13 protein-coding genes are annotated in these 12,310 nt (G+C 43.9%); 7 read left to right on the forward strand and 6 right to left on the reverse strand.

What is annotated here, in order from left to right:
* Nucleotides 1-22 precede the first annotated feature (22 nt).
* Nucleotides 23-946, forward strand: a complete 924-nt coding sequence (locus tag HC752_RS01765; protein WP_190333359.1) for a LysR family transcriptional regulator — start codon at nucleotides 23-25, stop codon at nucleotides 944-946.
* Between the two features lie 83 nt (nucleotides 947-1,029).
* On the opposite strand, the gene HC752_RS01770 is transcribed toward HC752_RS01765, so the two are convergent.
* Both HC752_RS01770 and HC752_RS01775 read right to left on the reverse strand, forming a co-directional pair.
* Nucleotides 1,030-2,541: a hypothetical protein gene (locus tag HC752_RS01770; protein WP_190333360.1), complete on the reverse strand. Its 1,512-nt coding sequence runs from the start codon at nucleotides 2,539-2,541 to the stop codon at nucleotides 1,030-1,032.
* A 116-nt stretch (nucleotides 2,542-2,657) separates the two neighbouring features.
* Nucleotides 2,658-3,050 carry a ribosome recycling factor family protein gene (locus HC752_RS01775; protein WP_190333361.1) on the reverse strand — a complete coding sequence of 131 codons (393 nt, stop codon included), beginning with the start codon at nucleotides 3,048-3,050 and terminating at the stop codon, nucleotides 2,658-2,660.
* A gap of 206 nt (nucleotides 3,051-3,256) precedes the next feature.
* On the opposite strand from HC752_RS01775, the gene HC752_RS01780 reads away from it, so the two are divergent.
* Genes HC752_RS01780 through HC752_RS01790 form a run of 3 tightly spaced genes read left to right on the forward strand, consistent with a single transcriptional unit; the run spans nucleotide 3,257 to nucleotide 5,119 of the window.
* Nucleotides 3,257-3,610, forward strand: coding sequence for a hypothetical protein (locus HC752_RS01780; protein ID WP_190333362.1), 354 nt, complete (start codon nucleotides 3,257-3,259; stop codon nucleotides 3,608-3,610).
* Nucleotides 3,579-4,031, forward strand: coding sequence for a hypothetical protein (locus HC752_RS01785; RefSeq protein ID WP_190333363.1), 453 nt, complete (start codon nucleotides 3,579-3,581; stop codon nucleotides 4,029-4,031). Before HC752_RS01780 ends, HC752_RS01785 begins: the two co-directional genes overlap by 32 nt.
* Complete coding sequence (locus HC752_RS01790) at nucleotides 4,028-5,119, forward strand: SEL1-like repeat protein (protein WP_190333364.1); 1,092 nt, start codon at nucleotides 4,028-4,030, stop codon at nucleotides 5,117-5,119. The genes HC752_RS01785 and HC752_RS01790 overlap by 4 nt, the downstream gene beginning before the upstream one ends.
* A gap of 43 nt (nucleotides 5,120-5,162) precedes the next feature.
* On the opposite strand, the gene HC752_RS01795 is transcribed toward HC752_RS01790, so the two are convergent.
* The 4 genes from HC752_RS01795 to HC752_RS01810 form a co-directional block, all read right to left on the reverse strand.
* Nucleotides 5,163-6,302, reverse strand: coding sequence for a glycerate kinase (locus tag HC752_RS01795; protein WP_190333365.1), 1,140 nt, complete (start codon nucleotides 6,300-6,302; stop codon nucleotides 5,163-5,165).
* 24 nt (nucleotides 6,303-6,326) lie between these two features.
* Nucleotides 6,327-7,682 carry a GntP family permease gene (locus HC752_RS01800; RefSeq protein WP_190333366.1) on the reverse strand — a complete coding sequence of 452 codons (1,356 nt, stop codon included), beginning with the start codon at nucleotides 7,680-7,682 and terminating at the stop codon, nucleotides 6,327-6,329.
* A 299-nt stretch (nucleotides 7,683-7,981) separates the two neighbouring features.
* Complete coding sequence (locus HC752_RS01805; RefSeq protein WP_190333367.1) at nucleotides 7,982-9,136, reverse strand: sugar diacid recognition domain-containing protein; 1,155 nt, start codon at nucleotides 9,134-9,136, stop codon at nucleotides 7,982-7,984.
* A gap of 9 nt (nucleotides 9,137-9,145) precedes the next feature.
* Complete coding sequence (locus HC752_RS01810; protein ID WP_190333368.1) at nucleotides 9,146-9,700, reverse strand: gamma-glutamylcyclotransferase family protein; 555 nt, start codon at nucleotides 9,698-9,700, stop codon at nucleotides 9,146-9,148.
* A 919-nt stretch (nucleotides 9,701-10,619) separates the two neighbouring features.
* On the opposite strand from HC752_RS01810, the gene HC752_RS01815 reads away from it, so the two are divergent.
* Genes HC752_RS01815 through HC752_RS01825 form a run of 3 tightly spaced genes read left to right on the forward strand, consistent with a single transcriptional unit; the run spans nucleotide 10,620 to nucleotide 12,254 of the window.
* A complete protein-coding gene (locus tag HC752_RS01815; protein ID WP_190333369.1) occupies nucleotides 10,620-11,066 on the forward strand; it encodes a DUF4402 domain-containing protein in 447 nt (148 codons plus the stop codon).
* Between the two features lie 22 nt (nucleotides 11,067-11,088).
* Nucleotides 11,089-11,553 carry a hypothetical protein gene (locus HC752_RS01820; RefSeq protein ID WP_190333370.1) on the forward strand — a complete coding sequence of 155 codons (465 nt, stop codon included), beginning with the start codon at nucleotides 11,089-11,091 and terminating at the stop codon, nucleotides 11,551-11,553.
* 44 nt (nucleotides 11,554-11,597) lie between these two features.
* The gene (locus tag HC752_RS01825; RefSeq protein ID WP_190333371.1) at nucleotides 11,598-12,254 is read left to right on the forward strand and encodes a molecular chaperone; all 657 of its coding nucleotides are present in this window, start codon (nucleotides 11,598-11,600) and stop codon (nucleotides 12,252-12,254) included.
* Nucleotides 12,255-12,310: the final 56 nt, after the last annotated feature.

Consider the following 12,310-nt stretch of genomic DNA (forward strand, 5'->3'; position numbering starts at 1 on the left):
TGGGTTTGGAAGAAGGCGACGTATGCGCTTCGATATGAATTGGAAGAACATCGATTTGAATCTTTTGGTGGCATTTTCTGCGTTGTTTGAAAGCCAAAGTGTGAGTGGTGCCGCGAAACAGTTGCATGTGAGTCAATCTGCAATGAGCCACAGCTTGGCCAGGTTGCGGGTGTTATTGGATGATCCACTTTTTGAAAGGCACGGTCATACCATGTTACCGACGGAACGAGCGCTCTCATTAGCCTCCACTGTCGAGAGCATATTAGATAAAGTTACCGGAGAGCTGCTGTCTCCCCAAGTCTTTTCTCCTCAAGACTATCAAGGCGTGTGCCGAATCGGTTTAACGGATTACGCCGAATTTATCTTTGCTCCTGTTTTGTATGATGGCATTTCCAAGCAAGCGCCTCATAGCCAAATTAGCTTTGTTAACGTGAATCGGAGCAACTATGTTCGGTTGGTTGAAGAGCAAAAGCTGGATGTCGTGATTGGCAGTTTTCCCGATCTAGACGCACGATTCCAAAGTGAACACCTTTATGATGAAGAACACGTTTGTTTGTTCGATTCCACCTTATTTGGCAAGGTAAAGCAGCTATCTTTGGAACAGTATTTATCGGTAGATCATGCTCTGGTGAGCCCAAGCGGTGAGCTGACCACAGGGATCGATAGTCATTTAATGCAGATGGGGGAAGTTCGGCAAGTGAGAGTAAGTGCTGGGAATTTTTTGACAATTCGACAGCTGCTTCGCCAACGCAAATTGCTCGCGATTGTTCCGAAACGCATGGCGGAAATTGAAGGGTTTGATGATCAACTGTTGATGTCAAAACCGCCCATCACTGTCAGCAATTTTCCCATTTCGCTGATTTGGCCATCTAAGCAGCACACACGAGCCAAAAATATGTGGCTACGAGAATGGGTGAAGGAAGGGGTAACGATAATACCCACTTGAATTGGTTGGCTTTCCAACCGTATCAACCGTCATGCCGAAAGAGCCTCCTAAGTTGAGTGTTTAGTTTACCTCTGGGGCTTATCTCATGAGCAGTGGTCTCTTTTTTTGAGCGTAATGACTTTGCTTTCTTTAAATTGCTTTTTGGGTTTACCAGAACGCTCGCAATGTCTGACTAACCAAGCTTGCACTTCAAGTTGCACATTGCCAGTGCTTGAGCGAGTGAACGCCAAGGTCATAAAGTGTTCTTTATTCTGATAGTAATTTTTCAGCATGTACCATTTGCTGACGAGTTCCGATTTTGTGCACCACACATCTTCGTATTGAACGTCCCCGTGATGACCTGAAAAGTGAGGCAGGTGTTTCACTTTCCTAGGTGTCGCAGCGGAGAGCTTTCCGCCATCGCATGGAGGAATATTCGACATTGGGGAAGAGATGATTTCGTGTAGCGTGGCGCTTTTGCTGCCAATCTCAACGCTGGCAATGCGACCATAATGCACATCGCCCGACAGACAAAGGATGTCATTTCCAGACTCTCCTAACGCATCGAGCAGTTGCTTGTATTGGCTTTCATAGTTAGCAAGGTTGTAGTCTGATGTTGACCCTGGTTTCACGATCAGCGGCTGTGGTAAGACTAACACGCCCACTTTATTGAGGTTTTTCGCCCAGTCGATAAGCTGTTGAAATACTTTGCTGGTGGTCATCGATTTGGGGGGCTCATGTTTGTTTCTGTCTGTTCTTAAATCAACAAAACAAAAGGACACATCGTCACCAACATCAAACGTTCGAAATGGGGTGATTTGTTGCACGTTTCTAACGCCATCTGTTGCGCTTTTTATCCAAGCTGCTTTGATCTTTTTAGAGAGAGTAATCGCCCACAAGTATGGATTGGTCCCCTGAACATACGGGTAATTATTCCAATATTCGTGATCATCGGCTAAAAACCAGCACCCGCCGTGGCGATACAGTTTACGGTTGATATCCCACGTCTCTTCGTAATCCGTCGCGATTCGCTTATGCACTTCATTAATAACAGGAGAAAGCGAGTCTACCCCAATATCAAGATACACCTGATCACCCGTCAGAAATTTAACATGGGGGCGTTCTTCCGGTTTTCCCTGAAAATATAAGTGAGTGTATGCCTTGGCAGCCTGTCCCTTCTCATGCTTGCCGTTGTAAAAACAACTTCCAAGCATGGCAACAAAGGGCTCGGTTTCTGAAAGTGAAGTGGGTAAGGTTTTTAATGTGCCGGTTTCAAGCACTGTTTCTTGGATGGTCTTGTTGTGATTGTCACAGCCGCTAAACGTGTGCTCACCGCGGACAAAATCGATGTAATAGGTTTGATTAGGCGCCAACCCCGTAATAACGACAACCTTGAAAAAGCGTTCGCGCAGTTTGGTAAACGGCCGTTCCCAGTCCTGCTGTCGAATAAAGTAGGTGGCTATGGGGTGACGTTCTCGCTCAGTGATAGGTTGAGTGAACACGTTAACTTTGAAGGTATCCGGCTTGCCTTGGTATTCCGATAGCGTACCGACCCAGATCTTTGCTTGGTGGGTTCCCACCTCTTGAATAACCAAGTTCCATTTGTTTTTGCTCATCACTCATCCTGTGCTCTATCAGGCGATAAAGCAGGATTCGCCTAGGCTATATGGAATGATCCCCTGTTATTCTTGAAGTAATTGTTATTATTGTCAATGTTAATAATGAGAAACCGTTAGATGATGTCTGCGTCAAACCTCGCCGCTCTTGCCTGCGCGAGTGTGCAGTTGGTGTTTTCCATCAATTCAGCAAGGGTAATATTGGGATTAGCCAAGATAAGGGATCTCAGTTGATCTGAAAGAGGAAGGTGCTGTTCTCGTAATGCCTCCATACGTTCGTCAATTTTCTTGATGATGAATTGGTAGGATTCATAGTCGATTTCAGTCAAGGCAGCAGAGAAAGCACGCAGGTCTTCAAATTCGGCGACAACTTGCCAGTTTCTTGAACGGCGAACCCTTTTCAACTCCGCTTGATGTTGAAGTGCAATGGATTTGGCCTGTTTGGCATTTTCCCCCCCAACCCTATGGATCAGAGAAGGCAACGAGACAGCAATGTTATTTTTTCGCATGCCGATAATTGTGCAATGTTGCTGATGGAATAGCTATCAATATCCTTTTCCTCTTTAAAGACCTGTGATTTGGTACTTTGTATCGTAAATGTGCGGAGTCACTCTCAATTTTTCAGTCACCAATATTGAGTGTGTGGTTTCATATTTTTGTAACTGTATGATTTCACCGTCTTAGTTATATATCAATGGCTTTAAAAAGAGAAAAAATGAAAGAAGTTAAGTATTTAAATGTCAGTTATCCTTCTATGGTGAAAGACAGTAGGCTTGTGATTTTTGGTGAGGGTAGTCATTCCATTCCTCATTACAAAGAGGAAGTGATTCGTGCTTTGCCGATTCTTAAAGGGATGGGATTTACTCATTTAGCGATGGAGATGCTTCCTGTATCTCTTCAAGAAAAAGTGGACCTCTATAATAAAACAGGAAAAGGTGAACAGCATCTGGTTGACCATTTTAATCGTCATTGGGCTCATGGGATGCCTGCTGCAGAAAATGCCGCCAGATATTATAAGATTGTTGTCCAAGCTCGGAATGACAGTAGTTCCCTTAGATATGCCATATGAATTATACGACAGCCTCAAACTCGATTGTGATAGAAAAAATATGATGAAGGGTAAGTGTAAGGATAAGCATGTAATTAGAAATGAAATGTGGTCTAGAAATTTGGGACAGCTTCTAAAAAATGGATATAAAGTCGTTTCGTTCATGCATCACTACCACTCAGTAGTAAGATGGAAAAAGGATGTTGGAGTAAGAACGTTGGTAAGAGAACAGGGTTACAAAGCGGTTGTAATAAACATGATAGGGGGAGCATTCTGTTCTACTGAATCTGAAGATAGCTGTTCCGGAGGTAGTAAAGTTGAAGCTCCATATAATAAAAAACGCTTTTATATTGAAGTAGAAGCTGATCGAAATAAGGATTACGCGAAAGCCAATTATCAAGTTCATCTTCCCCAAGTTAGAGAACCGAGAAAAATGCGATGAGCTTCTTAAAATTTTGTATTCCAGTTATCTTCTTTGCCACGATTTCTATAGATGTATTTGCTGTCGTTCGACCCAGTGAACCATTTTGGAAGTACAAAATTGATGATCCTAACCTAACTCTAAAGCAGGCTGATGAGCGTTGTGTTAATAGCTTAACAATGGACACTTGGGGTATAGGAAAGTGGTGCCGAAAAGCCAAAGAGCTAGGGTCTGAATCCGCAGATGAGATAATGCTGTTGCATTTTGGTGACAGCATAAAGCACTTTCAAATTAATCTTGAAAAAGCAAAACAAGGTGATGCTATTGCGGCCGAAGCCGTAGGCCACGAGTATTTTTTAGATTTGGTGGTAGCGAAAGATGAATCTAAGACTATGTATTGGTACGAGAAATCGTACGCTGGTAGAAATGTCAGTGCAGGATTCAGATTAGCGAATTTTTATCTACACTTTTCTGAGCGATATCAGAACCCCAAAAGGGGAATAGAGATATTAAATGAACTGGCTGAACTCCCCGTTTACTCCGGTGTTAATGGAGTCTCCGAACAACAATTTAGAGCTCGTAGGAAACTGGCGGTGTTGTATCTTAAAGGTGACGTTGTTAAGAATAATCTCGCGTTAGCTTGGTATTACTTCGAGCGTGCATATAGTAATCGAAAATATGATTCGTATGAGATAGGTTATATGTACTTTCATGGACTTAGCGTGGATAAAAACATAGCTGAATCGAAAAAACACTTTTCCCGTAAACAATCCTTTGAGGCAATACTTTCTTCAAAAGAACAATTTCATCCTGAAGCTTTATATTATTTGGGATTAATGAAATATAAGGGCTTAGAAGCACCCCAAGACCTTGCTATGGCATATTCGCTATTTAAGCTAAGCAGCGAGGGATTGTACAATCGTTATGATTGGACGGAAGACTTAGACCCCGAATTCAGATCACATATGTATTACCTTTTGGGGTATATGTCGGAAATGGGAGTGGGTACGGACAAGGATATTTCTCTGGCGAAATATTATTATGAAAGATCTCAAAGGTTCGAATCCGAGTTTTCGGCTCTAAGTGCAGCAAGAATTTCCAAATTATAAAGCGCAGAGGAGCCCTGCGCTTTGAGTGTTGCTTTTTGAGAGGTTATTTCCCCAAATTCATCGACCACATTCTTGCCACGTTTTCAGACAGGTTAGTGAGGTTGTCACCAGCTTCCTGAAAGGCTGTGGGGAGATCTAACGCTCGGGGAACGGCCGCGAAAATAGCATCGATACCACATTGGTATGCGGCTTGGTAGTTTTCGCCGATGCATCCCGCGAGGGCGATTACGGGGAGGTCAAATTTCTTAGCCAGCGACGCAACGCCCATCGGGGTTTTTCCGTGCGCCGTTTGCCAGTCTATTCTGCCTTCTCCGGTGACCACCAAATCCGCCCCTTCAAGTTGGCTTTCTAAGTCAACGGTTTCGAGCACGATGTCTATCCCAGGTTGTAACTTAGCGTGAGTAAATGCGATCAATGCTGCTCCCATTCCCCCAGCGGCTCCAGCCCCTGTTTTGGTTAACACATCGCGACCGATTTGCTGGCGGATAAGTTGCCCGTAATGATTGAGGTTGTTATCGAGTAGGTGGATGTCGGCTTCGGTTGCCCCCTTCTGCGGTCCAAAGGTGGCCGAGGCCCCTTTACTTCCACACAGAGGGTTATCAACATCACACGCCACCAAAATTTCACAGTCGGCTAGCTTTGGGTTTAAGCCGGACAGCTCAATGTGCACAAGCTCTTTTAAGCCACTGCCATTGAGTGCGATAGGTTGACCATTTTGGCTTAAAAATTTGGCTCCTAATGCCGCCATCATGCCAACACCACCATCATTTGTGGCACTGCCTCCTAAGCCAATAATCAACTTTTTTGCACCTTGCTCAAGCGCATGGTTGATGAGCTGCCCTGTGCCAAAGGACGTGGTCAGCTTAGGATCGCGTTGAGAAAGCGACACATGGTGAAGACCACTGGCCGCCGCCATTTCAATCACAGCCGTTTGGTTATCGCCAAGCAACCCATAAAAGGCATCGACTGAGTTGCCTAAAGGTCCCGTCACCACAAGGTGAACCAAATGGCCTTTTGTGGCATCGACCAGTGATTGCACTGTGCCTTCTCCACCATCTGCGACAGGGACGTGAATGAACTCACTGTCTGTCCAAACTCGGCGAAGTCCAGATTCGATGGCCAGACATACTTCTTTGGCAGTCAGGCTTTCCTTAAATGAATCTGGGGCGATAACTACTTTCATATCACTCTCCTAACGCGGTGATGATTACAATAAAACAAGGCTTAGAATGTAAACCAGTACAATGGCTGTGATACCTTGCACTAAGGTTGCCATGGTCTGTGCGCGATATGCCAGCCCAACGCTCATGCGGCTAAACTGAGAGACGACCCAGAAGAAACTGTCGTTTGCATGAGAAACCGTCATTGCACCCGCACCAATGGCCATGACTGTAAGCACTCGGCCCATTTCGGAATCCAAGCCTAGCTGGCTAAGCAATGGAGCGACCAGTGCAGACGTGGTAACTAATGCAACGGTTGAAGAACCTTGTGCCGATTTAAGCGCCGCGGCAACGATAAATGGCATGAAAATGCCTATGCCTAATGCCGATAAGGTCGTGCCTAAATACTCCCCTAAAGGTGTGGCTTTCAAGACAGCACCAAATGCACCCCCTGCCCCTGTGATCAACAGAATGGGTGCCGCCGCCGTGATACCTTGGCTAATGCGTTCGCTGAACTCAACTGCTTTGTTATCCGATTTAAGCAAGCGAACGGCCAGCAGTAGACCAATAACCAACGCCGTTAAAGGCTGTCCAAGGAAATTGAGCGTGTCAAATAAGAAGCCATCACCCAATGGCGCACTTGGGAAGCGAGCAACCGAGCCTAAACAGATGAGCAAAATAGGCACGAAGATAGGCGCGAAAGCTTGTCCAGCAGTGGGCAGTATGCCGTAAGATTCTTTCAGTGCTTTCCAATCGATGTTTTCCGCTGGGTTTTGAGCGTCTTCTCCATCGGGTTCCACATCTTTAAAGCGATTCGCCCACAACATACCAGCGAGTGCCGCGACGCCCGCAACAAAAATACCGACGGCGATGACGAGACCAAGATTCGATTCCAAACCAAGGTTACCGGCTGCGGCAATAGGGCCTGGCGTTGGTGGAACGAAGGTATGAGTTGCGTATAAGCCAGTTGCTAACGCAACACTCATGGCGACGCTAGAGGTTTTCATCCGGTTCGCTAGTGATTCTTTCAGTGAGTTCAAGATGACGAAGCCAGAATCACAAAAAACGGGAACGGATACGATGTAACCAATCAGTGACATGGTCAGTGTTGGGAATCGATCACCCAAGACTTTGATCACGGTATCCGCCATGGTGATGGCCGCGCCGCTTTTTTCGAGAATGACACCGATAATGGTCCCTAATACGATGACCAAACCAATGTAGCCGAGTATGCCTCCAAATCCTTTGGTTATCGTTTTGGCAATACTGTCGGCAGGAAGCCCGTAAGCGAATGCTGCAATGAATGCAGCGACTAACAAGGCAAGAAAGGGGTGTAGCTTAAATTTGGTGGTTGCAATGACGATAAACGCGATCACAGCCAGCAGGATTAGTATAAGACTCATAATAACTCCGTTTATTTTTACCACTTTACTTACGTTTTTAAGCGTATTGCTCTTAAGCGTATTGCTCTTATGCGCAATGTTCCTATGTGTACCGCTTTTGTGCGTAAGGAGCGGTTATCTCTTTTTCCAAGCGTAGGTCTTCTTGGAATGCAATCCCTTATTCTTCTGATCGGCTGATCGGCTGATCGGCTGATCGGCTGATCGTCTTAGGGAATGGGACTATTATCGGAGTTTATTGAGTGAAATCCTTTAGGCAATGGTGACAAATTCGCTGCCAATGTGAAGCTTTGATTTTGTGCTTATGCACAATTTTGTGGTTGTTTTGTGATCTGGCTTGCAATATAAAGCTCGACCAATCCGGTAAAGTTTTTTGGAGAAATATGAGTGATCTTCTCTATCTTATCCAATCGGTATCGTAAGGTGTTCCTGTGTATAAATAAGGCTTCAGCACAGAGTTTTTGATTTCCTTGGTGTTCGAATAACACGTGCAATGTTTTGAGTAATTGCCCACTTCTATCAGCTTGGTTTAATTTAACGATGGATTGACATAATTGGTCACCTTGCCAAAAATCACCTAATGGTGAGAGCAACACAGGTAAGCGCATTTCTTCAAACAGGTATTTGTTTTTTTCAGGGTGATGCTTTTGTCCAAAGTGCAGAACTTGTTTGGCGCTTTGATAAGAGAGGTGAATATCGTTGATATTAGGGAAGTACTCACCCAGTGCGATATCCAGTTGATTGATCCCTTGTTGATTTAATCTGTCGAGTAAAATATCGATACGCAAGCTTTCTTGTTCGCTGTCCCACTTTCCATGTCTATTGTGGCTGGGTTTAAGCACAACAATCTCATGCATTGAAATGACCGCGACCAAATTGTCACGTTTGGGGTATTCCAGCAATTCTACTATTTGGCGGGTTTGTTCCAAGCTGATCGGAGCGCGTTCTGAATGCAATTCAATCACGACGGCGACACGAGGTGTATCAAGATTGATATCCAAGCGTGCCGCCCAATCTTTGAGTTCGGCAGAGGACACCGTATTGTGGATCCAAGCGGAGATGAATTCTTCTTTGTGTCTTCTATCCCATTGGAGCTGTTCAATAAGTGCAGCTTGGTTAACGATCATTTCAGCCGTCATCTTTACGAGTGACGCGTAATTCCGAATGGAGTTGGGATCGCCAGTAATGCCCACCACGCCAATGACTTCATGCTGGCTTTTCATTAACATGTTGATGCCCGGTTTGGCACCTTTAAGTGACTGGCAGCTGTGCTGGGTTACCTCAACCGTGTCGCCATGCTTTAGAGCCAAAAGCGCACCATCATGAGTTTGACCAATCCGGTAAGCGTCACCACTGCCGATAATGACACCAGCCTGATTCATTACATTGATATTATTGCCGATGATTGCCATGGTTCGGTCGACAATTTGTTGAGCCAGTTGCTGTTCTAGAATCATGACTTGACCTTAGCGTCGTACCGAATCCACAAGGTTATCGATAAGAGAGAGATGATGACTTTCAACCCCCGCAATTCTTCCGTATTTAGGTTTGAGGCGATCGTTTTCAAGAGGATGATGCCAGCCCAGTGTTGACTGAATAAAGTACTCTGCAAATGGAGTGGAGATGGATAAACACCCAGCCAAAACGGTATCAACGTAACTTTGCATTATGGGAGTACGAGGGCAGGGAGGTGTCGTCTCGTCTTTTACGTACATCCATATTTCACCGTGACGGTCGATCGTGTGCTCGCTGTCAAACTCAGAAACAGGAACCCGTACTCGGTGGTATCCTGCTTCACGTTTATCGAACTCCGCTAATTCTGCATGGTCGATTTCGAACAGTACCCCATTTAATGTGCCTTCACCGCGTGTCACCACTAACGGGGAAATTTGATAGCTGCCATCCACTTTACTCCAGTGACGGTTGAATCCGCGCACAATGGCAGGGTAAGCGTTGCCTGTTTGTCCCGTTAACTTGCGAGACTCAGGGTTGATCAAGCTGCCGTATCCGAAGATGTACATAGGTGAGTCGTGTCCTTTTCATGCGGTTCAATTAAGTATATACCCAAGTAACATGAAGAGGCTTGGTTCAACGAAGATGAACTGGAACAGAATAGGAGGCTCTGTATCCTGCGTCTTTAGGTTACTTAGGTTACTTAGGTTACTTAGGTTACTTAGGTACACCAGTATTCCATGAACTTCAAATCTCGTCGAATCGAACAGGTAAGTAAAAGTGGTTAGAAACGCGATTCTAAAATAGAAGAGATATTGTGATGATTATTTTCTATTGGGCTCATCAGCCGTGCGGCTATATTTTTTTAGAACGATGGGTGGGTAATATTTAAGATTATTATTGTTACATCCATTCCAATAATGGCGAATTTTATTTGGTCTTTAATTGTTTTCTTGATTCCTTGCTATTTTCCAATTAGCTCTTTCGGTGTCATACTTCTCATTATTTAATTATTGAAGACTGAGTTTAATGCTTATAGAAATTCTTATAACATTAGCTCTGAATATTTTTCTAGTTCTTTTCTAATCTCGGTAATCAATACTCTCATCTCAAATATCGGAAATTAACATTTAAATATACAGTTCACTATTCTTGGATATGGTTGGTGGTTTTTAATGTTGATTATGTTATTTTTTGCAATATATAAATCTACCATTAGTACTTTGGTGTTTTTCTAATTGATTGATAAGTAAAGTTTTATTTTTTATATGACAATAAATGCTTATTTATTTCCTACTTTTATATTGATCTGGTTGTATTGGTTTTTGAACCACCTCACAAATATTAATGATAAAAGTAAAAATATTATGAAATTATTTATTAGATGATCTTTAAATACGCCTGATACTTTTCTGGTTTTCAGTGGTACTAAAAAGTATTAATTAAAATAAGGTTATTTAAATAGAAATGGACTTCGGGGAATTGAATATGAGAGTCATAAAAAAGCTAGCGTTACTTTCTTTAGCAGCAATAGCGCCTAGCGCGATGGCAGTAACGGATACGTTCAACTCTAGTATTACTGTTTTAGAGCCACTGTCTATCTCCAAAACAAACGATCTAGATTTTGGTTCTATCTTCACGGATCAAGCGACGAATGTCACTGTTACGACGGCGGATACTGGTGCAGCCGCCTTCACTATTACTGGTCAAAGTGGCAGTACCGTTGACGTAACCGTTGATACTACGGCAACAATGGCAGACGGCAGTGGTAACAGTATTGGTGTAAACAGTATCGCTGTAGACAATGCATCGCCAGCACTAACTGGCGGTACAGCTACGGTTAAAATTGGTGGTGTGGCGAATATCGTTGGAGCAGGTACATTGGTTGCAGGTAACTACTCTGGCACAGTTAACATAACGGTTGCTTACCAATAAAACATCGGTCTAAGGTGGCTTTGTGTCACCTTATTTCCCCCTCCTTAACATTATGTCGCGCATCTACTTAGGTACTTTGCTGTTTTTCGGTTTGATGAGTTCAGCTCATTCAGTGCCGATAGAAATTACGCAATTGGCCCCCATGCAATTTGAAACGACGGTTGGCGGTTCCAGAACGGTTGTGTATCTAAAGCCTGACACATCGACAAACGGTGTCTTTCTCTTTAGGGTGGCTGGCGTTCCCACAAAGAAAATTCAAGTTACCGTGAATGGCTCTGAATTTCGAATGCTTAACCCTCTGTCTGGTCGCCATGTCATTGTAAAGGGCTTCAAGTATGGATGCGGGTTAAATATCAGAGGGCGAGTTCGGTTAAATGGACAAGGGCAATCCGGAGTGTTGTGCATTGGGGCAAGGGCGGTGGTAAAGGCAAGTTCTAAGTCCGGTGTATTTCTCACTTCTATTCCATTCACAGTGAAGTATTTATGAAGTTTCTTTTCTTAATTCTTGTTTGCCTTATCGGGGTTAGCCCGATGAGCTACGCGCAATTAAAAATTGCTCCTACTCGCATTGTCACTGAAGGTGAGCAACCTTCAACACATAAGCTCTTTATTGAAAACACGACTTCGGAGCCCATAAGGGTTAAGGTGTCGGTTATTTATCGCTCGGCACTCGTGGGGAATGATAAATCAAAGACTCGGCTTCAAGAGGGCATTGAAGTTAAAGAAGATTTGAGTCAATTTGTCAAAGTCTCTCCCCCTATCATTGGAAATTTGAAACCCAACCAAAGACGAACGGTACGCGTCAGAATTCAAGGTTTGCCCTCGGAATATGAAGAGGGTGAGTACCGAACATATCTGCTTTTTCAACCAGTTCCGATCTCTTCTCAAGACGTGGATAAAAACTCAGATGGGCAGAGTATGACGATGAACTTGGATTTTATTATTAACACCATGATCCCCGTTTATTCTCAAAAAGGCTCAGTAGAACGTCGAGTGCATTTGGAGTGTAAGGAAAATTCCATTCGGGTTTACAACCAAAGTAATTTTCAGCTGAAAGGCAAGCTTGTCTCGGGGAATGATGTACAAAACGTTTTCTTGGTTCGTAATGCATCACTGGATAAACCGGTTCGCAGTTCTGTAGGTGCTCAATTTATCGTTGATGATCAAATTGTGAGCTCCTGTCAGTAAGTTCATTGTTGAGTTGATCCGGCTTTGTGAAAACCAGTTTTGTGAATAACAGCTTT

Origin of the sequence: Vibrio sp. S9_S30, assembly GCF_014694455.1 — a bacterium.
Taxonomy (GTDB): Bacteria; Pseudomonadota; Gammaproteobacteria; order Enterobacterales; family Vibrionaceae; genus Vibrio.